The sequence below is a fragment of the Geomesophilobacter sediminis genome (assembly GCF_016458275.1).
Taxonomy (GTDB): Bacteria; Desulfobacterota; Desulfuromonadia; order Geobacterales; family Geobacteraceae; genus Geomesophilobacter; species Geomesophilobacter sediminis.
This window is the reverse complement of the sequence record NZ_JAEMHM010000011.1, coordinates 190,226-210,623: the sequence shown is the minus strand read 5'-3', so window position 1 is coordinate 210,623 and position 20,398 is coordinate 190,226. Positions and strand designations below refer to the sequence as shown.

Genomic DNA, 20,398 nt, shown 5'->3' with positions numbered 1-20,398 from the left:
AAGCGCAGCAATGCGTTCAGCTTACCGGTACTAATCGGCCGTGAGGCTTGACCATAAAAAATTACTGAAGGGGGGTGGCAACACCCCCCGGATTATACTCATTGCCAGAAGCTACCAAATCACTACGATGCAATTGTAAAGGGACCTAAGGGACGAGAAGGACCTTAGGGACCTCGATAAGAGAGACGAGCGTCAAGCTCAAGAGTTTCTCTGTGGCAATGCCGAGAGGGTCACACCCGTTCCCATCCCGAACACGGAAGTTAAGCCTCTCAGGGCCGATGGTACTGCATGGGTAACTGTGTGGGAGAGTAGGTCGCCGCAGGGAATTTATTTGAAAGGCCCACCTGGTTACATACCGGGTGGGCCTTTTGCTTTGGGGGCCGAAGAGGGACCGGCACCTTGCGGTACCCGTCCTCTTTATGCTATTTTGCCGAACGGATGCCCTGACAGATTCTGCTTGGATGGAGTGTGCAACGCTTATGGCTGAAGCGGCTGAGGTCAAAATAGAACCTACCTGGAAGTCACGTCTGCTGGATGAATTCCAAAAGCCCTACATGCTCGAGCTGAAAGAGTTCCTGCGCCGGGAATTGGCCGCCCGAAAGATCATCTACCCCAAAGGGAACGAATTCTTCAACGCCTTCAACACGACACCGTTCGAACGCGTAAAGGTGGTCATCCTCGGGCAGGATCCCTACCACGGCCCGAACCAGGCGCACGGGCTCTGCTTCTCGGTCCGGCAGGGGGTGGATATCCCGCCATCCCTGGTCAACATCTACAAAGAGATCCAGCGCGACCTGGGCCTTCCGCCCCAGGAATTCACCCATGGCTATCTGCAGCATTGGGCCGAACAGGGCGTTCTTCTGCTCAACAGCGTTCTTTCCGTTGAACAGGGACGTGCCGGGTCACACCAGGGGAAAGGGTGGGAAACCTTTACCGACTGCGCCATTGCCAAACTCAACGCAGAACGGGAGCACCTGGTGTTCATGTTGTGGGGCTCCTATGCCCACCGGAAGGGTGAAGTCATCGACTCGCGCCGGCATCTCGTCCTCAAGGCGCCCCATCCGTCCCCCTTGTCTGCGCACCGTGGCTTTTTCGGGTGCGGGCACTTTTCCAAAACCAATGACTATCTTTCCCGATACGGCATCGATCCCATCGATTGGCGCCTGGCTTGAATTCCCCTTCCGTCTCTTTTCCTCTCAGTTTTAACTTTTCCTTCTCAAACTATTACGTTTCAGTTGTTAAGTACTGAGCTCTCGGTAAAATAGACCGGTCGTGTCTCAGGGCACGAACTTTATTATTATTTTTGGAGATGTCATGTCTCAAACGGTAAAGGAAGTTGTCATTATCGGTGGCGGGTTCGCCGGTCTGAATGCAGCAAAGGTTCTTGGAAGTGTTTCCGGCGTCTCTGTGACGCTTGTCGATACGAGAAACCATCACTTGTTCCAGCCGCTTCTGTACCAAGTGGCCATGGCAGGTTTGAATCCTTCTGATATCTCTGCGCCGATCCGCGGTCTGCTTTCCCGTCATAGGAACGTTCGGGTTATGATGGACGAAGCAGTCTCCGTTGATCTGCCCCAGCGGCAGGTGCACCTGCGCAGTGCCGGTTCGCTTCCCTTTGACTACCTCATCATTGCCACCGGCGCCCTCCATTCCTATTTCGGCAACGAGGAGTGGGAACTGCACGCCCCGGGACTCAAGACAATCGAGCAGGCGACCGAAATCCGGCGCCGCATCCTGACCGCCTTCGAGGACGCCGAAATGTGCGGCGAGTGCGGGGACCGTGAGCGCCTCCTCAGTTTTGTCGTGGTGGGCGCAGGCCCCACCGGTGTGGAACTGGCGGGTGCCATCGCCGAGATGGGGCAGTTCACCCTGGCGCGCGACTTCCGGCGGGTGGACCCGCGCATGAGCCGGGTGATCCTGATCGAGGCCGGTCCGCGGATCCTTCCCGCGTTCGACCCGGAACTTTCTGCTTCGGCCATGCGCAGTCTGGAACAACTCGGTGTCGAGGTCAAGACGAGCTGCCGGGTCACCTCAATCGATGACGGCGGAGTGCAGGCGGGTGACCTCTTTATTCCCACCCGTACCGTGCTCTGGGCAGCTGGGGTCGCCGCCTCGGAACTGGGGAGAACGCTGGGGGTTCCCCTGGACCGGCAGGGGCGGGTTCTGGTTGAGCCGGACCTGAGCATCGATAAATTCCCCTATGCGTTCGTCGTTGGTGACCTGGCTCATTATCCGGGCCCGGACGGGCAGCCGCTTCCCGGGCTCGCCCCGGTCGCGATGCAGCAAGGTCGAGCTGCTGCCCGTAACATCCTGCGCGATTTGTCCGGCGAGGAAAGAAAACTCTTTCATCACCTGGATAAAGGGATGCTGGCGACCATCGGCAAGAACAAGGCGGTCGGCCAGTTCCAGAAATTGCACTTCACCGGGTTCACCGCCTGGATCGCCTGGCTCTTCGTCCACATCTACTACCTCACCGGATTTGCCAATCGACTCCTGGTCGTGATCCAGTGGGGTTGGTCCTACATGACCTTCAAGCGCGGGGCACGGCTCATTACCGGGAGGGATTGGCGTCTCTACAAGAAAAGAAGAAACGACTGACGAAACGAACCCACCGTAGCTCCGCTTCTCTTCCTGCCGCCCCGGCTTTGACAAATTGCGGTTAGTCGTTTTTAATATCGCAATGACTGCGAACCCCCTTCCCCACATACTCATAACGGCCGTGCTTTTGCTGGTTCTGACGATGTCACCGGCAACGGCACGGCTCATTGAGAATCATCCGACCTCTCAGGCACCCTCGGCTGAGTCATTTCCTTCCACGGCAATTCTTATTGAGCGTTTTCCGTCTCCCGTGTCACCCATTACCATGCTTTCTCCCGCGGTGTGGTCCGCCAACACCTTTGCCGCCCCGGTCCGTTCTGCGTCCGATTCCGAGCCGGTTGGCGCCGCTTCCTCCGTGGCCGCATCGGCGGGGGATCCGGTAGCAGCCGATCAGGCACCGTCCTCGGTGCGGCGCGGCTGGGGATGGCGTCGGGCGAGCCTGGCGGAGTATGTGGTCGTTCCGGTCGCCGCAGCGGGAACCCTGTATTTCGAAAGCGAAAACGGACAGCACGTGACGGCACGCTGGCGGGGACATGACGGCTTCGACGAGGGGATTCGGAGCGCGCTGCGCCTGGACCATCCCGGAGCACGGGAGGCGGCCCGGACCACCGGGGACGTGCTGATGGGGCTTTTGATTGCCGCGCCGGTGGTGGACTCGCTGGCAACGCTGGGGATGCGGGACCGCAACTGGGATGCCCTCTGGCAGACTTCGATGATCAACCTGGAATCCTTTACCTTTACTTCGCTGGCGTCGAGCCTGATGCAGAACCTGATCGCCCGGGAAAAACCGTTCGTCAGAAACTGCAAGGACATCAACCACTGCGAGGAGACCCAGCCGAATCGGAGCATGCCCAGTGGTCACACCGCCTTCGCCTTCACCGGGGCGGGGCTGCTCTGTACCAACCACTACTACCAGGGACTTTACGCAAGTCCCGGTGCCGAGCGTCTGGCCTGTGCCAGCGGTCTTACCTTGGCGACCGCAACGGGGTTTGTACGGATGATGGCCGACGGGCATTACGCAACCGACGTCCTGGCCGGGGCCGGGATAGGCTTGTTTTCCGGTTTTGTGCTGCCGAGGCTGCTGCACTACTCATGGCCGCAGGCTACGGCGGCAGATGAGAGCGAACCCCCATCCATCTTCCGGGGGATGAATTTTGCCCCTGAAATCCGGGCTGGGGGGGGCGCCCTGGTCTGCACGGTTCCCTTCTAGAAGGGTGAGACGGAACAACCCAAGGTGGGCCCGCTGGAACGATTTCGGCGGGCCTTTGCTTTTGACTCCCACGGCCCGGCATCGGAGGATCCGGCCTGGAAGCAGGCGGTCTCGCCGCCGAAGCCGAGCATGCCGGCACCGAGCGGGTCAAGGGCCTGCGCCGCCGGCGCTTTACGGCGCTGCTGCGCAGTAAACGGTTGTATCCTTCTAACAAACATCGTAAGATGTGCGGCGACCGTCGCGGGGTACCGTCCTCGTTTTTCCCAATTGGCGTTCCTTTCTTCTGATCAGGTGCAATAGATGGATCTCGACCCGGTAGCTGAGAGCAAAAGACTGTTCGCTCGCGCCGTCAATGACTTGGCCGAGGGTAAGTCACAGTCGGCGCTCGCCGATCTGGAGCGTGCGCTCAAACTGAACGACAACCAGTCCTGGTATTCCTATTTGGGGTTCTGCATTGCGAAGGAACGGGGACAGGTCCGCAAGGGGGGGGAGCTTTGCAACCAGGCGCTGGCCCATGAGCCGGAAGAACCGGCCCATTACCAGAACTTGGCCCGGATCCACCTGATTTGCGGGCACAAGGCGGAAGCGATCGAGGTGCTGCGCAAGGGGGTAACCGTTACCTCCTGCCCCGAGCTCGTCGCCCAGTTGAACGCGCTCGGCTCCCGCAAACCACCGGTTCTTTCCTTTTTGTCCCGGGACCACTGGATCAACCATTACCTCGGCATCATCCTTTCACGTCTGGGACTTCGCTGATTCGTGCAGACTCCGATAGCATGTTGCGGGCGACTGCGTTATTATTAGAAGCAAGCAGCGCGCAACCAATGCAACAAAGGAGGCAGAAGATGGCACGTAAATTCGGTAACGCCATGGTGGATACGCTCTTGTTGGTCGGTGGCGGCGTCGTCGGGGCCGGTTTGGCCCTGCTGTTCGCACCTCAGTCGGGCAAGAAAAGCCGCGTCAGGATCGCCAAATTCAGCAAAACCATGAGCCGGAGAGGAGAAAGGACGCTCAAGGGAATCGCCGACAATGTTACGAACTTTGCGGATACCATGGGAACCATGGGTGACCGGGTCATGAGGCGGGTACACTGAGTCATTGCAGCTTCGGTAAAAAGTAACGATTTGAACAGACGGGGCCCACCGGCGAATGACGGTGGGCCTCTTTGCGTATACGGCTGACCCATATCCCGTTCTTGACCTGCCTGCTCGGTTCGGGCTACTCTAGCCAGAGGTCATAACGGCCTCGATCGGTGCAAGTTATGTGTTTGATTTTGATGGCATATCGGGTTCATCCGCGCTACCCCCTCATCCTTGCGGCGAACCGGGATGAATTCTACGATCGTCCCACCGCGGCGGCCGGTTTCTGGGAGGGACAGCTGGATCTGCTCGCGGGGAAGGATTTGGTGCACGGCGGTACCTGGCTGGGAGTGACGCGGCAGGGGCGCCTCGGTGCGGTAACCAACTACCGGGATCCCCGCCACGTGATACCCGATGCCCGCTCCCGCGGGGAGCTGGTCACTTCATTTCTCTGTTCCGCCGTGGATGCCGGAGGCTTCCTCGCTAACCTCGGCGATCAGTCGGCTGCCTACAACGGGTTCAACCTCCTGGTTGGCGATGTGGAGCAACTCCTCTATTTTTCCAACCGCGCCGGGAAAATCGTACCGATCGAACCGGGAATCCATGGAGTGAGTAACCATTTACTAGACACCCCCTGGCCGAAAGTGGCGCGGGGCAAGGAGCTTCTTGCCCGGGCGGTTGCCGCAGGGGATGTCTCTGCCGAGCGGCTGTTCACCATCCTCGCCGACCGCGAAAAACCCTGCGACGCCGAGTTGCCGGCTACCGGCGTGAGTCTGGAATGGGAGCGCCTGCTCTCTTCGATCTTTATCGTCAGCCCGACCTACGGGACGCGTGCCTCCACGGTCCTGCTGGTAAACGAGCACCGGGAGTTGGCCTTCGTGGAGCGGAGTTTCCCCCCTGTGGGGGACCCGATTACCCGGGAGGTCCATTTTTCATTGGAAGCCGGAGCCAGTCCCGAGGCGGTGCCGTCTTGCCACTTCGGTGCCAGGCGTGCCGGCGCACCCGACTAGCAGGGCGGCGGCCTGGTGGCTCGCAGCCGCTGCGGTGCCGGGCGCGGGGGGGGGCGGAAACTGTGCAGGAGGGAGCGATGGATTGACACGAGGATCGAACAATGGCAAAGAAGCTATTCGTTGCAGCTATTGAAAAAAACTGTGGCAAGACGACCACCTGTCTTGCCTTGATGCACCTGGCCCGAAAGCGCTACGAGCGGGTCGGGTTTCTCAAACCGTTCGGCGGACAGTCGGTCACGTTCCGGGGGCAGCTTGTCGACAAGGATGTGGCCCTGATGGCCGAAGTCTTCGACCTCGCCGAGGACCCGGAACTGATGTCGCCGGTCGTGCTCACGCCCAGCACCACCCGTGACGTCATCGACGGAAGGATCACCCCGGAGGAACTGCAGCAAAAGATACTGGGGGCGGCCGCGGAACTGGAGCAGCGCTGCGACCTTGTCATCGTGGAGGGCTCCGGTCATCCCGGGGTCGGTTCCATCATGGGGATCTCCAACGCCCGCATCGCGCGGATCCTGCAAACCCCGGTGCTGCTGGTGACCGGCGGCGGCCTGGGCAACGTCGTGGACCGGTTGGCCCTGATCCAGGCCCTGTTCGAAAAGGAGGAGGTCGACTTTCGGGCGGTTCTGGTCAACAAGCTGATCGGGGAGAAAAGCGGGAAAAGCCTGGAATATCTGCGGCGGGCTCTCGGTGCCGAGCCGTTCCAGGTGCTGCGCGGCTTCGACTACCACCCGGTGCTGGCCAACCCGACCCTGCAGCGGATCGCGACGCTCCTCGATCTTCCGGTGCAGGGAGACCGCAGCGAGGTGCAACGGATCGTCCACCGGGTGCTGGTCGGCGCGGCCTCGACCCAGCGGATCACGGAGCTGATTACCGAGCCCTCCCTGATCATCGTCACCAGCAGCCGCAACGAGCTTCTGGTGACCCTCGCCCACCTGTACCATCTGCCGGAATACCGGCCGTTCATCGTCGGGGTGGTGATCTCGGGGGCCTCCCCGATCAGCCCCATCACCCTGCAGATCCTGGAGAAAAGCGAGATCCCGTTCATCAGGGCGGAGCAGTGGGTCTCGGCAGAGTTGTACCAGATGATCAGCCGGGACGTTTCCAAAATCGTGGCCGAGGATCGGGAAAAGCTCGACCTGATCCGGCAACTGGCCGAAGAGCACCTTAATTTCGGGACGATGGAGGAAATTTTCTTTTCCGACCGCCCCCTGACATGGTAAAGGAAGGAACAATGACCAAAGAAAGCCCGAGACACACGGTGGTCGTCGGATGCCTGGTAAGAAACGAGGAGGGGAAGGTCCTGTTGATCCGCCACCACCAGCGGGGGTGGGAGATACCCCAGGGGCGGGTTGAGGAGGGTGAGAACCTGGTCGATGCGGTGCACCGGGAGGTGCGCGAAGAGACGGGAGTGGAGATCGAGCTCGGACCGCTGGCTGCGGTCTGGTCGATGGTCTCGCCCCCTCCGGCGGTGATTTTCGCCTTTCAGGGACGCTACTTGGAGGGGGCGCTGACACCGACTGGCGACAGCGTCGAAGTTGCCTGGTTCACCGAGGCCGAAGCCACCCAGATGGTGGCCTCGTCGGTGATGCGGCAGCGCCTTCAGGTTTTGCTGGAATTTGACGGAACCGTGTGCTATCGGTCCTACACCATCCGCCCCTACCAGTTGCACCTGGAGCGGGGACTGGCCCAGTGGTCGAGCCCGGCAGCCGAATCCTGACGCGGATCTGCGGCAGCTCCGAAAGATGCGGTAACCACGGGCCGCAGGGGGGTGGCGCAGCAAGGAATAACGAAGGGAGGGATAGATGAAGGTCGAATGGCAGGAATACCTTTCCACGGGGGTGCTGGAGATTGACATCCAGCACAAGCTCCTTTTCGAGAAATACAACGCCTTTCTTGCTGCCGTCGAGGCGGAACGCGGGCCGGAGGAAATCGGGAAGCTTTTCTGGTTTCTGGAGGCGTACACGGTGACCCATTTCCGGGAGGAAGAGGAGGTCATGCAACGGCTGGGTCACACGGAACTCCCCCGACACCGGATGGAGCACCACGACTTCGTCCGCAAGGTCCTCGATTTCAAGGAGCGGCTGAAGAGCGAGGGGCCGACCCCGCACCTCATCCTCACCACGACCCGCTTCATCTCCACCTGGCTCATCAACCACATCTCGGTCATGGACCGCGCCATCGGGAAGACTGCGGCCTCGAAAACGAGCGGATCACTGGAGTAAGACGCCGCGGCCCTGCAGCAGCGCGGTCAACTGGACCGCGTTTCGCGGCGCTGCTCCGCCCGCATCGTTGTTGAAATAGATGAAGACGTCCCGGGCCTCTCCCAAATACCCTTCGATCCGGTCGGCGTCTTCCGCCAGTTGTTCCTCGGTATATTCCCCGAAGTACTGTCCCGATGCGCCGTGCCGCCTGAGGTAGACGAAATCGGCGGTCACCGGCAGCCGGTGCAAAAACTGCGGCGCATCGGCCATGCACAACCCCACCTTTTCCTTCCGGCAGATTTCCACGATCTCATCGCCGATCCAGCTTTGGTGCCGAAATTCGAAGACGTGCCGTACCGGGTAGGCGTGCAGCAGTTCGAGGAATCCCGCGAACCGGTCCCGATCGCAGGCGAAGCTCGGCGGAAACTGCCACAAAACCACCTTCAGCTTCTCCTTCAGTTCCATTGCCGGCTCGAAAAAGCGCGGCAGGCTCTCCTCCGAACCCAAAAGCCTCTTGATATGCGTGATGTAGCGGCTCCCCTTGATGGCGAAGGCGTAGTCCGCCGGCGTCTCCTCGTACCAGTGCCGAAACGTTTCCGGCTTCGGGGTCCGGTAGAAGGTGACGTTGAGCTCGACGGTCGGAAAAACCGACCGGTAGTGGGCAAACCAGTGCTTCTGGGCCAGGTGTTCCGGATAGAAGTTCCCCAGCCAGTGATGGTAGCTGTACCCGCTGCACCCGATGAAGAGTTTGGCCATATCGAGTCTCCTCTGTCATTCACCTGCCTACTGCATCCCCAGAGTGTTCCCCGCCTGCGCAAGGTGAGAAGTATATCAATCTCTTAAAACGATTCACGCCAACGCATTGGCCGCGCCGTCGACAGGTGGCAAAGGTTGAGCGTTGCTCACCCGGAAGGGAAACAAAAAAGTCTGGTAGAATGGAGGGCCTCTCGATCACACGGGGGGCTTTTCCATTGGGGGGGGATATGAAGAGAGCACCGAGCGCCATCATCCTGATCGGCATACCGGCGGCAGGGAAAACGACCTTTTACCGAGCGCGCTTTTTCGACACTCACCTGAGGATCAGCCTGGACCAGCTCCAGAGCCGGCGCCGGGAACAACTCGTCCTGGATGCCTGCCTGGCCGGAGGAATATCGTTCGTCTCGGATAACACGAACGCCACCGTTGCAGTCCGGGAACGCTTCATCGTGGCGGCGGGGGCGGCGGGATACCGTGTGATTGGGTATTACTTCAGTTCCCAGCTTCCCGATGCGCTGTTACGTAACCGGTTGCGCGAAGCAAAGGCAAGGATCCCGGATGCGGGGGTGTGCGGAATCGCGGGACGGCTGGAACTTCCGACGCTGGCCGAGGGGTTCGAGGAGCTTTGGTTTGTGCGGATGGCGGAGGAGGGTGGCTTCGTGATTGAGCCGTGGCGGGAGGAGGATATCGGCAATGGAACTCGATCCTGAGGAGACTGCGGCTGGGCTGATTCCGCCGGGAGCCGGGCTGGAAGAGCTGCGCAAGATCGCCTCCCACTGCACCGCCTGCCCGTTGTGGGAGCGCGGGACCCAGACCGTCTTCGGCGAGGGGCTGCCTGATGCCCGACTGATCCTGGTCGGGGAACAGCCGGGGGATATCGAGGACCGGAAAGGACAGCCGTTCGTGGGGCCGGCCGGCCGGGTGCTGGATCAGGCCCTGGAGCGGGCCGGCATCGTGCGCAGCGACGCCTACGTTACCAACGTCGTGAAGCACTTCAAGTGGATCGCCCTCGGGAAGCGCCGCCTGCACCAGAAGCCGAACTCCCGGGAGATCGGCGCCTGCCTCCCCTGGCTCGATGCCGAAATCGCGCTCATCAAGCCGCTGGTCTTGGTGGCGATGGGAGCAACGGCGGCCCAGGCCCTGTTCGGGAGCAAGGTGCAGGTCAAGCGGGACCACGGCCGCTTTCTCCCGACCGACCGGGTCCCCCATGCCATGGTGACCACCCATCCCTCCGCGATCCTGAGGGCGCCCACCGACGACGAGCGCCACTACGCTCTCGATGAATTCGTGGCGGACCTGCGCCGGGTCGCGGCAGTCCTCAAATGACCCGCACCTGCTGAGCGTGGTGGGTTCGGGATGATCCAAAGAGGGTAACGGAATCTAAATCCACCAGGGGTGCCCGGGTGGACTCATCGGGTACCGTACGGCTCCTCCCGTTCGTGGAACGGGTCCAGCCGGATCACTTCCAGAAAGGGGACCTCCTGCTGCCGCTGCAGTATCCCCTCCACCAGAAACGGCCCCGGCGTGGTCACCCGCTCTCCCATGAGCCGGTAGCGCTGCGGCAGCACCACTCCCTCCAGCAGTCCCGTTTCGTCTTCCAAGGTCACATACTGAAGGATTCCCTCCCGAATCGGAACCCGGCGCATTGCCGCCATTACCGCCGCCAGCCGTACCGGCTCTCCGGCCGGGCGCGCCGTAGCTTGTGCCACCGTCAGGCAGCGGCAGCGTCTCGCCTCGGGGCGCAAAAGCCGCATCGGGTGGGCGGTCACGCTCATCTCCAGATGGATCAGCTCGTTGCGCACCCGGGTCAGGGACTGGTACAGGGTGACGCGCTGCCGGTCGGCATCGGACAGCGGGGGGAGGGTGAGGTGCAGCCGGTCGAGATCATCCAGCGGTGCACCCTCCCGGAACCGCTTTAGTACGGTCTCGTGCAGAAACGGGTACCCCTGCCGGGTGAGGGGAGGGAGCCGATCGCAGGCTCCGGAGAAAACCAGCGCGGTCACATCCCGTATGATAAGGGGGACTCGTTCCAGGAGGTCCCGCAGGGAAAGGAACGGACCACCGTCCTCCCGTACCTCGATGAGCTCCAGGGCGGCCCGCCGGGAGAGCCCCTTCACCTTGGCAAGACCGATCCGGACGGTGGCCGCCGTTCCTTGACTCATTTCCAGGCCGCAGGAGTAGCTCGACCGGTTGACCTCCGGAAGGGAGAGCCGCACCCCCATCCGCTGGAGATCGTTCGCTTCGACCCGGAGCGGGTAGAGTCCCTGATGGTGGTTGAGGAGCGCGCAGGCGAACTGAAGGGGATAATGCACCTTGCAATAGGCGGAGTAGTAAGCGAGGCGGGCGTAGCTTGCCGCATGGGCCTTGTTGAAGGAGTAGGCGGCAAACCTGGCGGCGGTGAGCCAGGCGCGTCGCGCCCGGGCTCGTCCCTGTTCACCCGCCTCCTCGGGTAGCTGTTCCAGGAAGCGGCGCTGCAGCTCGGCGAGCACCTCGGCATCGCCGCCGCTGCGCACGATGCCCCGGCGCAGCTCGTCGGCCTCGGCGAGGCTGACGCCTCCGGTCCGGCTCAAAAGCTCCATGACGTCCTCCTCGTAAAGAAGGAGTCCCTGGGTCGTGGCGGTGCGGTCGGCCAGTGCCGGAAAGACGGGGAGGGCCCGCTCTTCGCCGCGCGCCCGGCGTACGAAGCTTCGCTTGACCTCCCCGGAGGCCGCGCCGGGCCGGATCAGGGCGAGGGCGGCGGTGAGATCGCTGCTGCTCCGGATGGGGAGCCGGGCCAGCAGGACGCGCATCGCAGGGCTCTCCAACTGAAAACAGCCCAGCGTGTCCGCCCGGTCGATGAGCTCGAGGGTGGCCGGGTCCTCACGCGGCAGCGCCGCCAGGGAGCACGGCTCGGCTTGGGCCAGGCGCAGCGTTTCTTCCAGTTCGCTCAGGCAGCGGTTGCCGAGCAGGTCGATCTTTACCAGGCCCAGTTCGGCCACCGCCACCGAGTCGTACTGGGTGATTACCACCCCCTTCGGGGCCCGTTCCAGGGGGAGCCGGTCCCGAAGGGGAAAACGTTCGATGAGCACGCCCCCCGGGTGCACCGCCAGGTGGTGCGGCCGGCCAACCAGGCGTCGGACCAGGGGGAGGATTTCCGTGAGCATGGGAGCCTTCTCGTAGCGCCGCAGCGGGTCCTCCGCGGCCGTCTCTTCCGGCAGCTGCGCCGCGAGGTCGAGGAAATCGACCTCCTGCGGTTCGAGCTCCTCCGGAGGGAGCGCCCGGCTCAGGCTCTCGATCAGGGCGGGGCGGGCCCCCCAGGCCTTCAACCCCTCCCGCAGGGCGGAGCGGTAGCGGAAGCTGTGGTGTGCGGCGACCATGGCGACATGATCGTGGCCGAAATGGCGATAGACGAAATCGATTACCTCGTCCCGCCGGTGCCACGGCAGGTCGAGGTCGACATCGGGCCAGGAGCTCTTGCCAGGGTGCAGGAAGCGCTCGAAAAGGAGTCCTTCCGCGATCGGGTCCACCGGCGAGCCCCCGAGCAGGTGGATGACGAGCGAACTGACCGCCGATCCCCGGACGGCGGTGGGGATGCCGTTGTCGCGGCAGTAGCCGAGGATCTCGGCTACCTGGAGCATGAAACGGGAAAAGCCCAAGGCCGCGAACGTGGCCAGTTCCTGATCCAGGCGCACCCGGTGTACCTGAAGCCACGCCGGCTCCGGGGCCTCCCGCAGGGAAATGGCTCGGCTGCAAAGCTGTCTGAGCTGCAAGGCGTTCGCTTCCTCGCTTAAAAGATCGCTCCGGGGAGCAAGCTCCTGGATCAGGTCGAAAGAACAGGTGGCGGCGATCTCCTCCGCTGCCGCAACTGCCGCCGGCAGGTCGTGGAACAGGACGTCCGCCGCTTCCGGGGAGATAAGTAGCCGATCCACGGATTCCGCTTCGGCCGCCATCTCCATTTCCCGCAGCGCGGTCCCGGTCCGGATCGCGAGCTGGAGCAGGTGGAGCGGGTGGTCGGCGGGGTCAAGGAGCAGGCAGTCCAGATCTGCCACCGCCCGGATTCCCAGGCGACGGGCCGCTTCGACCCGCGGCGCTGGCTCCTCGTCGGTCCCCGGACGCACGATCAGCAATCCCGCCATCGGTCGGGGAAACCCTCCAGCCACCAGGCGGGCCAGCGCGGCCGGATCGTCGCTCAGGGCGAAGAGCCCCTCCCGGTGTTTCAGGAGCAGCGCCACCGGATCGTCCGCCTTTTCTTTGCTCTCGCCCACCGCGCCACGACGGCGCGCCACGATATGGCAAAGGGACCGGTATCCCGTGTCGTTTCTGGCCAGAAGGACCATCCGGCCGTGACGGCTCCCGACCCCCTGGCGAAGATCGAACCCCGACCGCAGCTCGATGCCGGTAATGGGACGGATGCCGTACTCTCTGCATTGTCGGTGAAACCTCACCTGGCCGTAGAGATTCTCGATGTCGGTCAGGGCGAGTGCCGGGTATCCCAGCCGACTGGCGCGCTCCACGAGCTCCTCAATAGAGGCGGTGCCGTACCCGAGCGAATAGTCGCTTTTTACATGCAATGGGATGAACATCCGGAGGAGCTCCTGAGCCGGCGCTTTTCACGAGGAACGGTTCCTTGACAACCTTATTGGGATCTATAACATTCAATATTAATTATTTCAAATTTTTATCATTCTAAAGATCCGGCGATCACTGGCATAACGGGAACAGCGAAGCGACAGGCGGAAACGGTCGGCAAAATCAGGTTGCGCTGGCCGGCCTGGGGACTGTGCCTCCAGCCTCATCAAGGGGCTCAACTGCTACCGGCAGCAGCCGGACGGCGATGGCTCGGTACCGGACAGGAATAGGCTGGTGCACGCGTTTTGAAAGGGTATTGATTCTTCTGGTGGGGCTGGGGAGCGGATTGGTGGAAGGAGCGCTCTGGGGGCTGGCGGCTGCCGTGAACCTCAACGCGGCGCAGCGCCTGGTGGGCGTTTTAACCGCTAACCGTGCCGGGGCAAGGGATGAATGAATCGGCGGCGTCAGTGGTGCAGGGATTCGGCAAGGAGGCGGTTGGTCTCGCGCAGCCGGCGGCTTATCAGCCGGGCGATGCGCAACAGGAGCTTACCCCGGATGCCCGGGTACTTTTGGGGAAAATCGCAGGAAGGTTGCTGCACGTCATGACGAAGGAGCGGCGCCGCGATCGCAAAGGCGTAAACGGAAGGGGGGCTCGCCGTCGCGAGCCGCGCGGAAGCGGCAAGTTCCTAGAGGAGAATGACGATCTCGTCGATACTTCGGAAGATCTTCCCGCCGCTGCGCTCGATGAAGTGGATCAACTGCAGGTTGATCGGCAGACCGACGAAATCCCCGCTGTCCCTAAGGTCGGTCCGCAGCCCGTAGCATTTCTTACCCAGTGCGGAGGCAAAACCTACCTCACCCGCGGTGCCCGAGTCGACCTCGGCGCCGTCGAGCACCGCAAGGACGTAGTTAGCCCACCGGATTCCCCCCTCGTTGCACGTCCCGATTTGCCGGGAAACCTCCTGCAGCTGCGCTACTCGCTCGTTGAAGTCGGTCTGCCGCAGGGCCGTCTCGATACGGTCCTTAAACTGGGTTTGATCCCAGGGGTCGAAAATCTCGAAGCCCAGAGCGGCGAGCCTGACCTTGATCTTGTTGAGATAGGCGACGTTTTCGGGAGAGAAGCCGAGCGGGGAGGCGAGATACAGCTTTTTCATGTTGCCGAACTCCTGGCTTGGCGATGCCGGTTACTGTTTCAGGCAGTCCAGATCTCACTCAAGCATGTGAAAGTATTCATAGAACGCGGAGGCAGAGCCGGTCAGCTCGCGGTTTTAATGTTAGCCTACGCTCTGATCCCTGTCCATATAAAAACCGTGTTCTTGCACCGTCATCCCCAATACAGTCTCATGTCGAGCGGCATATCAGCCGATACAGTACTTACTGCTCGCAATGCCTGCACCCCGCCAACTTGAAGGCAGGTTTTAAGGGTATAATGAAATGAAAGCCAAAAGTCTCAACAATACCACCAATGGGCGGTTGTCGAACGATCGAGCGGCAGGACCGGGCCACAGCATCTCATTGACGGAGGGGAACGACGGTATGGCAATGGTTCCTGAAAAAGCAGGTGAGCTCTCCCTCCTCGGCAGCGGCAATACCTCTCCGCTGGGGGCTACCGTCTTCGACGGCGGGGTGAATTTCAGCGTCTTCGCCCGGGACTGCACCGGAATCGAACTCCTTCTGTTCGACGCCGTTGACGACCAACTCCCCTCGCGGGTCATCGTCTTGGACCCGAGGAAGAACCGGACCTATCACTACTGGCACGTCTTCGTTCCGGGGATCGGTCCCGGCCAGCTTTACGGCTATCGCGTCTCCGGGCCCTTCATCCCCCAGCGCGGCTTCCGTTTCGATCCGGAGAAGCTGCTCCTCGATCCCTACGGACGGGCGGTGGTGGTTCCCAAAGGGTACGACCGCGGCGCCGCCTGCCTCCCTGGGGACAATGTCGGCAAGGCGATGAAGAGCGTCGTTGCCGACCCTCGAGGCTATGACTGGGAGGGGGACCTCCCTCTCAAGCGCCCCTTTTCCCGCACCGTCATCTACGAGATGCATGTTGCCGGCTTCACCAAGCACCCCTCCTCCGGGGTGGCCCCGGAAAAGCGTGGCACCTATGCCGGCTTGATGGAGAAGATCCCCTATCTCCAGGAGCTCGGCGTCACCGCAGTGGAGCTCTTGCCGGTATTCCAGTTCGATCCCAACGACGCCCCGCTGGGGCTGCGCAACTTCTGGGGGTACAGCCCGGTCTCCTTTTTCGCGCCCCACGCCGGTTACAGTTCGGACCCAAACCCCTTGGGCGCATTGAACGAGTTCCGCACCATGGTGAAGGCGCTGCACCGCGCCGGGATCGAAGTGATCCTCGACGTCGTCTTCAACCACACCTCGGAAGGGGACCACAAAGGGCCCACCTTCTGCTACCGCGGCTTTGCCAACGACGTCTACTACACCCTCTCCCCGGACGGGAACTACATGGATTATTCCGGGTGCGGCAACACCTTCAACGCCAACCACCACGTGGTGCGCCGGATGATCATCGACAGCCTCTTGTACTGGGTCCGCGAGATGCACGTGGACGGCTTCCGCTTCGACCTCGCCTCGATCCTTTCCCGGGACTTGGAGGGGCACCCGCTGAAAAATCCCCCCATCATCTGGGATATCGAGTCGGAGCCGGCGCTGGCCGGAATCAAGCTGATCGCCGAGGCGTGGGATGCGGGGGGGCTCTACCAGGTGGGGAGCTTCATCGGGGACAGCTGGACGGAGTGGAACGGGGAGTTTCGCGACGACGTGCGCAGCTTTTTCAAAGGGGATAACGGGTCGGTGTCGCGCTTTGCGTCGCGGCTGCTGGCCAGCCCCGACATCTACGGCCACCAGGAGCGCGAGCCGGAGCAGAGCATCAACTTCGTCACCTGCCACGACGGGTTCACCCTCAACGACCTCGTCTCCTACAACCGGAAACACAACGAGGCCAACGGAGAGGACAACCGGGATGGTGCCACCTTCAACGTGAGCTGGAACTGCGGTGTCGAGGGGGAGAGCCCGGACCCGGCGGTGGAGGCGCTGCGCAACCGCCAGGTGAAAAATTTCCTCGCCGCAACCCTCCTCGCCCTCGGCACCCCGATGATCCTCATGGGAGACGAGGTGCGCCGGACTCAGAAGGGGAACAACAACGCCTATTGCCAGGACAACGAGATCGGCTGGTTCGACTGGCGACTTCTGGAGCGTCACGCCGACGTCCACCGCTTCGTGCAGCACCTGATCCACGCCCGGCTGATGCACGGCACCAGCATGGAGGATCTCGGGCTTACCCTGAACCAACTGTTGCACCAGGCCCGTTTGGAATGGCATGGCGTCCGCCTCGGCTCACCGGACTGGAGCCACGAGTCCCACTCGATCGCCCTCACCGCGTGGAGCGGCACCCGCAACGTCGTCTTCCACTACATGGTGAACGCCTACTGGAAACCGCTCAACTTCCGGCTCCCTTCCCCGAAGAAACTCCCCGGCGGCGTTTGGCATCGCTTCATCGATACCTCGCTCGTCTCTCCGGACGATATCCTTCCCTTCCAGGAGGCGCCGGAGGTGCCCGACAAGGGGTACCTCGTCAAGGAGCGCTCCCTCGTGGTGCTGGTGGCGGTGGCCAAGGAGCCGTAGCCTCAGCAGGCTCTTCACCCCCCGGGCCGGTCGTCAGGTAACGATACCTGGTGCCTGCCCGGCGGGGAGCGGGTGCCTCTGCCCGAAGGGAGCTGGTGCCTGCCTTGTGGGAGCGCCATTCCTGGCGCGATCAGGCCCGCGAGCGGACCGGCAATCGCCCTGCTGTCAGAAATACCGATTCCATAACAACGCCCCCTCGAAGACCCCGTGCCGGTTCACCGCCTCCTGGCTCACTTCCAGGGTCACCGTGTCCTGCTGCGACACGCGGAAGCTCTGGTTGATCCCTCCTTTCAACACCCAGCGATCGTCGCCCAGCTCGTAGACCGCCCCGCGCAGGAAAAACTGCACCTTCCACCACCCGCCGATCTGTTCCAGGTCCCCCACCGAAAGTGCCGGACCGATGGTCGCCGTCCCGCGGATCTTGCCTCCCGCGTTGAAGTCCAATTCCCCCATGACATAGGCGATGCCCCCGAACGGGGAGGCATGGGCGAAACCGCCCCCGGTGTTGATCCGGAACAGGAGCGCATCACTGCCGTCGCGCATCGCCTCCCGGTCCGCGCCGATGAGCGCCTTCCAGGAGAGGGGTTGGAAGAAACGGTCGCGCGGGGCGAGCGAGACGATGTCCAAAAGGTGCAGGGATTTCACCTCCACATCGTGCGTTCCGAAGTTGTAGAGGAAGGCGGCTTCCATGAACTTGAGCTGCGCCCCGGGGAGGTACCCCTGGTCCGGATCGAGCAGCGAGTGGTAGGCAGGCTGCAGACGCAGCTCGAGGTAGGGGTCGCTGCGACGGACTCCGGCCCCGGTGCCGACGGCGAAGGAACCGTGGCCCCGATCGGGCGGATCCGGTTCGGCCGCGGTTTCGGCGGCGCTGCTGCTTCCCATGCGGCTTCGCTCGGCCAGGACCTTGAGGTAGTTCCTCGAATACGCCTCCTTGCCGATCTCCTCGCGGGCAAAGCGAAACTGGAGAAATTCCGCGGCCAAATCGAGCGATTGTCTCCGCTCCTCGGCGGATACCGGGAGGTTGCGCACCGCCTGGGGGGAAAGCTCCGCCCGGGCGATTCGGTAGGCGGCCTCCCGGGTGGGGGCGTCGAGCCCCGCGGCGATCCGGCGGATCTTGGTCCCCTGGGACGGACGGTAGTGCGCCGGCCCGAGGACCCCGGCCGCTCGGGCCAGGTCGATGGTATCGGAGGGGAGCACCCATAGACCGGTCTTGTCGGTGAGTCTCAGTTCGGGCCGGGCGGCGTCGATGAGGAAGAGCAGGTTGTACGAGCAGTTCTCGTCGAAGAAATAGTAGTCGGAGTAGATCTTCTGCAGCTCCCACAGATGGGCGAGCATCCGGCGCACCTCCGGTTGCGAGAGCTTGAGCGGGTACTCCCACATGTCGCGGTGCTCGAGGTCGGAGTACTCCTTGACCTTGAGGTAGTAGGGGAGCAGCGAATAATAGCCACGATAGCCGCCGAAGATCCCCCTCCAGGCGTAGAGCAGGCCGTTGCTGTCGGTGGCGGCTGCGGCGTAGTTGGCGGCGTAGGAGATGAGGCTGCTTTTGCTGGTGCCGTCCAGGCGCAAGAGGGTGTGCCCGAACATGGAGGCGGGGCTGTTGATGTGTCCCACCGGGAAGACCAGGACCGCGGCTTGGGGATCGACCGTCTCGAACAGGCTGTCGCGCTCGGTGCAGGTGACGGCGGGGAGCCGGGCGGGGTCGATCCGGAGCTTTTCCTGCAGAAACTGGAACCTGGCGGGGAAGCGGCAGAGCGCGTGCTCGCCGTCCTTTCCGCCGGGAAGGAAAAAGCTGCGCAGCGTCTGGGCGAGTTCCGCGGCGGAGTCGGTCCGCCCCTCAGGGGCGAGGAAAAAGCGGGGATCGGGGATACGGCTCCGGACCCGCTCGCCGCTGCCGGCGTAATGGAGCAGGGCATGCCAGGTCCGGTCGCGATCCAGATCCATCTTTTGCGCCTGCTGGACCAGCTGTTCCGCGTAGGCGCTCTCGGTGCGTGGTTCCGGGGGGGAGGTTTCGGCGCGGCCCCACAACGGCAGGGCCAGCAGCATGAGCATCGGCAGCAAGACGGGCCACCGGGACCGCCGCGCTGGCCCACCGCGGCCGCCACGGAACCAGGGACGAAAAAAAGGTACACGGACCGCTCCGTGTACCTTTTTGGTTGCTGCAGACGCCACGCGGCTAGTTGCTGCCAACGGCGATGGCGTTATCGATGACTTCCGCCATGACCACGTGGTCGGAAGTGAAGATCCGGTCGAAGTTAGCCTGAAGCTTCGAGTTGAAGGCGGCGGTGCGCTCGGCGGGAATCCCGAGCATCTCGTCGAAGGTCGACAGGGTTTCCCCTTTGCCGGCGGCGATGTCCTTGGCCAGGTTGTCCATGTTGGCCCGTACGAACTCGTTCAGCTTCTCGTTTTTAACCACCTTCGCGGGCTGGGTGCACTGAGAAGTCCCGGAGCTGATGCCGAAGGTCTGGGTTCCGGTCGACCCGTTGGTGGTCGACTGCAGGATCTCGAAAAGGATCGAGCCTTCCGCCTTGCCCTGCCAGATGAGGGCGCCCAGACCGCACCCCGTGTTGCGTTGAGCGTCGGCGTATGCTGAGCCTGCCGTTACCAGAATGAGTGCAAAAACCAGAAGTAGCTTTTTCATTGTTTCCTCCTGTCTGTATCAGTGGGATGAAATGCTGCTGGTTTATTTTAGGCGTTGACATCGGTGTGTCAACGCAGCCCGCTGGAATAAGGGACGGGGCCGGCGGTTTGTTACCCGAAAACTACCAGTTTTCTCCCAGGAGTTCGAAGTGGGCACGGGGGTGCGCGCAGGCCGGACAGGCATCGGGGGCGTTCTTGCCGTGGTGCAGATAGCCGCAGTTACGGCAGCGCCAGGTCGTCTCTTCGTCACGGCTGAAGACCCGTCCCTGCTCGAGGTTTTGCAGCAGGTCGCGGTAGCGCTTTTCGTGCTGCCTTTCGGCGACGCAGATGAAGTCCCAGATCGAGGCGATAATCGCGAACCCTTCCTCGCGGGCCACCCGGGCAAACTCGGGGTAGAGCATGCTGTATTCCTCGTGCTCCCCATTGGCGGCGGAAAGGAGGTTTTCCGCGGTGCTGCCGATGCGGCCGGCCGGGAAGGTGGCGGTAATTTCCAGGTCGCCCCCCTCCAGGAAACTGAAGAAGCGCTTGGCGTGCTCCTTCTCCTGGTTGGCGGTCTCCTCGAAGATGTCGGCAATCTGGACGTATCCTTCCTTGCGGGCCACCCCGGCAAAATAGGTATAGCGGTTGCGCGCCTGGCTCTCCCCGGAAAAGGATTTCAGCAGGTTCTGCTCCGTCTTCGTTCCCTTGATACTGGACATGCTTGGTGCTCCTTTTATGAGTTGGGTG

The 20,398-nt window shown here is 62.4% G+C and carries 19 protein-coding genes and 1 rRNA gene; 14 read left to right on the top strand and 6 right to left on the bottom strand.

All coding sequences use genetic code 11. The annotated features are described in order from the left end of the window. The first annotated feature begins 208 nt into the window (after positions 1-208). From rrf to JFN93_RS14885, 10 genes are all read left to right on the top strand, one after another. Positions 209-325 (top strand): 5S ribosomal RNA (gene rrf, locus JFN93_RS14930). Between the two features lie 154 nt (positions 326-479). Further along, a complete protein-coding gene (gene ung, locus JFN93_RS14925; protein ID WP_199384893.1) occupies positions 480-1,172 on the top strand; it encodes a uracil-DNA glycosylase in 693 nt (230 codons plus the stop codon). A 142-nt stretch (positions 1,173-1,314) separates the two neighbouring features. Then, complete coding sequence (locus JFN93_RS14920; protein ID WP_199384892.1) at positions 1,315-2,598, top strand: NAD(P)/FAD-dependent oxidoreductase; 1,284 nt, start codon at positions 1,315-1,317, stop codon at positions 2,596-2,598. A gap of 250 nt (positions 2,599-2,848) precedes the next feature. Next, positions 2,849-3,808: a phosphatase PAP2 family protein gene (locus tag JFN93_RS25965; protein WP_199384891.1), complete on the top strand. Its 960-nt coding sequence runs from the start codon at positions 2,849-2,851 to the stop codon at positions 3,806-3,808. Between the two features lie 300 nt (positions 3,809-4,108). Beyond that, positions 4,109-4,561, top strand: coding sequence for a hypothetical protein (locus tag JFN93_RS14910; protein ID WP_199384890.1), 453 nt, complete (start codon positions 4,109-4,111; stop codon positions 4,559-4,561). 89 nt (positions 4,562-4,650) lie between these two features. Next, positions 4,651-4,899 (top strand): YtxH domain-containing protein, encoded by a 249-nt coding sequence (locus JFN93_RS14905; protein ID WP_236021734.1) that lies wholly within the window; start codon positions 4,651-4,653, stop codon positions 4,897-4,899. 167 nt (positions 4,900-5,066) lie between these two features. Then, positions 5,067-5,894, top strand: coding sequence for an NRDE family protein (locus tag JFN93_RS14900; RefSeq protein ID WP_199384889.1), 828 nt, complete (start codon positions 5,067-5,069; stop codon positions 5,892-5,894). Between the two features lie 101 nt (positions 5,895-5,995). Then, positions 5,996-7,114 carry an AAA family ATPase gene (locus JFN93_RS14895; RefSeq protein ID WP_199384888.1) on the top strand — a complete coding sequence of 373 codons (1,119 nt, stop codon included), beginning with the start codon at positions 5,996-5,998 and terminating at the stop codon, positions 7,112-7,114. 11 nt (positions 7,115-7,125) lie between these two features. Next, entirely contained in the window at positions 7,126-7,611 is a 486-nt protein-coding gene (locus JFN93_RS14890) for an NUDIX hydrolase (protein ID WP_199384887.1), read from the top strand. An 85-nt stretch (positions 7,612-7,696) separates the two neighbouring features. Next, positions 7,697-8,116: a hemerythrin family protein gene (locus JFN93_RS14885; protein ID WP_199384886.1), complete on the top strand. Its 420-nt coding sequence runs from the start codon at positions 7,697-7,699 to the stop codon at positions 8,114-8,116. On the opposite strand, the gene JFN93_RS14880 is transcribed toward JFN93_RS14885, so the two are convergent. Then, on the bottom strand, positions 8,105-8,851 hold the full coding sequence (locus tag JFN93_RS14880; RefSeq protein WP_199384885.1) for a DUF72 domain-containing protein: 747 nt from the start codon (positions 8,849-8,851) through the stop codon (positions 8,105-8,107). The genes JFN93_RS14885 and JFN93_RS14880 overlap by 12 nt on opposite strands. A 227-nt stretch (positions 8,852-9,078) precedes the next feature. Between JFN93_RS14880 and JFN93_RS14875 the strand changes: the two genes are divergently transcribed. Further along, complete coding sequence (locus JFN93_RS14875) at positions 9,079-9,561, top strand: AAA family ATPase (RefSeq protein WP_199384884.1); 483 nt, start codon at positions 9,079-9,081, stop codon at positions 9,559-9,561. Next, positions 9,545-10,177, top strand: coding sequence for a UdgX family uracil-DNA binding protein (locus JFN93_RS14870; RefSeq protein WP_199384883.1), 633 nt, complete (start codon positions 9,545-9,547; stop codon positions 10,175-10,177). The genes JFN93_RS14875 and JFN93_RS14870 overlap by 17 nt, the downstream gene beginning before the upstream one ends. Before the next feature lie 83 nt (positions 10,178-10,260). On the opposite strand, the gene JFN93_RS14865 is transcribed toward JFN93_RS14870, so the two are convergent. Further along, positions 10,261-13,413, bottom strand: coding sequence for a PHP domain-containing protein (locus JFN93_RS14865; RefSeq protein ID WP_199384882.1), 3,153 nt, complete (start codon positions 13,411-13,413; stop codon positions 10,261-10,263). 302 nt (positions 13,414-13,715) lie between these two features. On the opposite strand from JFN93_RS14865, the gene JFN93_RS14860 reads away from it, so the two are divergent. Next, on the top strand, positions 13,716-13,853 hold the full coding sequence (locus JFN93_RS14860) for a hypothetical protein (protein WP_199384881.1): 138 nt from the start codon (positions 13,716-13,718) through the stop codon (positions 13,851-13,853). Positions 13,854-14,085: 232 nt separating this feature from the next. Here JFN93_RS14860 and JFN93_RS14855 read toward each other — a convergent pair whose 3' ends face one another. After that, positions 14,086-14,553, bottom strand: a complete 468-nt coding sequence (locus JFN93_RS14855) for a nucleoside 2-deoxyribosyltransferase (protein WP_199384880.1) — start codon at positions 14,551-14,553, stop codon at positions 14,086-14,088. Positions 14,554-14,935: 382 nt separating this feature from the next. On the opposite strand from JFN93_RS14855, the gene glgX reads away from it, so the two are divergent. After that, positions 14,936-17,035, top strand: a complete 2,100-nt coding sequence (glgX, locus tag JFN93_RS14850) for a glycogen debranching protein GlgX (RefSeq protein ID WP_199384879.1) — start codon at positions 14,936-14,938, stop codon at positions 17,033-17,035. A gap of 165 nt (positions 17,036-17,200) precedes the next feature. Here glgX and JFN93_RS14845 read toward each other — a convergent pair whose 3' ends face one another. The 3 genes from JFN93_RS14845 to rbr all read right to left on the bottom strand — a co-directional run bounded on the left by JFN93_RS14845 (position 17,201) and on the right by rbr (position 20,370). Next, positions 17,201-19,084, bottom strand: a complete 1,884-nt coding sequence (locus JFN93_RS14845) for an Lnb N-terminal periplasmic domain-containing protein (protein ID WP_236021744.1) — start codon at positions 19,082-19,084, stop codon at positions 17,201-17,203. A 124-nt stretch (positions 19,085-19,208) separates the two neighbouring features. Beyond that, on the bottom strand, positions 19,209-19,673 hold the full coding sequence (locus tag JFN93_RS14840) for a DUF3015 family protein (RefSeq protein ID WP_199384878.1): 465 nt from the start codon (positions 19,671-19,673) through the stop codon (positions 19,209-19,211). A gap of 121 nt (positions 19,674-19,794) precedes the next feature. Beyond that, positions 19,795-20,370 carry a rubrerythrin gene (gene rbr, locus JFN93_RS14835; RefSeq protein ID WP_199384877.1) on the bottom strand — a complete coding sequence of 192 codons (576 nt, stop codon included), beginning with the start codon at positions 20,368-20,370 and terminating at the stop codon, positions 19,795-19,797. Between the last annotated feature and the right edge of the window lie 28 nt (positions 20,371-20,398).

Coding starts and splice junctions, on each gene's coding strand:
- JFN93_RS14865 (WP_199384882.1), bottom strand. CDS start 13,413: ATGTTCATCCCATTGCATGTAAAAAGCGACTATTCGCTCGGGTACGGC.
- JFN93_RS14855 (WP_199384880.1), bottom strand. CDS start 14,553: ATGAAAAAGCTGTATCTCGCCTCCCCGCTCGGCTTCTCTCCCGAAAAC.
- JFN93_RS14910 (WP_199384890.1), top strand. CDS start 4,109: ATGGATCTCGACCCGGTAGCTGAGAGCAAAAGACTGTTCGCTCGCGCC.
- JFN93_RS14920 (WP_199384892.1), top strand. CDS start 1,315: ATGTCTCAAACGGTAAAGGAAGTTGTCATTATCGGTGGCGGGTTCGCC.
- ung (WP_199384893.1), top strand. CDS start 480: ATGGCTGAAGCGGCTGAGGTCAAAATAGAACCTACCTGGAAGTCACGT.
- rbr (WP_199384877.1), bottom strand. CDS start 20,370: ATGTCCAGTATCAAGGGAACGAAGACGGAGCAGAACCTGCTGAAATCC.
- JFN93_RS14905 (WP_236021734.1), top strand. CDS start 4,651: ATGGCACGTAAATTCGGTAACGCCATGGTGGATACGCTCTTGTTGGTC.
- JFN93_RS14900 (WP_199384889.1), top strand. CDS start 5,067: ATGTGTTTGATTTTGATGGCATATCGGGTTCATCCGCGCTACCCCCTC.
- JFN93_RS14885 (WP_199384886.1), top strand. CDS start 7,697: ATGAAGGTCGAATGGCAGGAATACCTTTCCACGGGGGTGCTGGAGATT.
- JFN93_RS14890 (WP_199384887.1), top strand. CDS start 7,126: ATGACCAAAGAAAGCCCGAGACACACGGTGGTCGTCGGATGCCTGGTA.
- JFN93_RS14845 (WP_236021744.1), bottom strand. CDS start 19,084: ATGCTCATGCTGCTGGCCCTGCCGTTGTGGGGCCGCGCCGAAACCTCC.
- JFN93_RS14895 (WP_199384888.1), top strand. CDS start 5,996: ATGGCAAAGAAGCTATTCGTTGCAGCTATTGAAAAAAACTGTGGCAAG.
- JFN93_RS14840 (WP_199384878.1), bottom strand. CDS start 19,673: ATGAAAAAGCTACTTCTGGTTTTTGCACTCATTCTGGTAACGGCAGGC.
- JFN93_RS14880 (WP_199384885.1), bottom strand. CDS start 8,851: ATGGCCAAACTCTTCATCGGGTGCAGCGGGTACAGCTACCATCACTGG.
- JFN93_RS14875 (WP_199384884.1), top strand. CDS start 9,079: ATGAAGAGAGCACCGAGCGCCATCATCCTGATCGGCATACCGGCGGCA.
- JFN93_RS14870 (WP_199384883.1), top strand. CDS start 9,545: ATGGAACTCGATCCTGAGGAGACTGCGGCTGGGCTGATTCCGCCGGGA.
- glgX (WP_199384879.1), top strand. CDS start 14,936: ATGGCAATGGTTCCTGAAAAAGCAGGTGAGCTCTCCCTCCTCGGCAGC.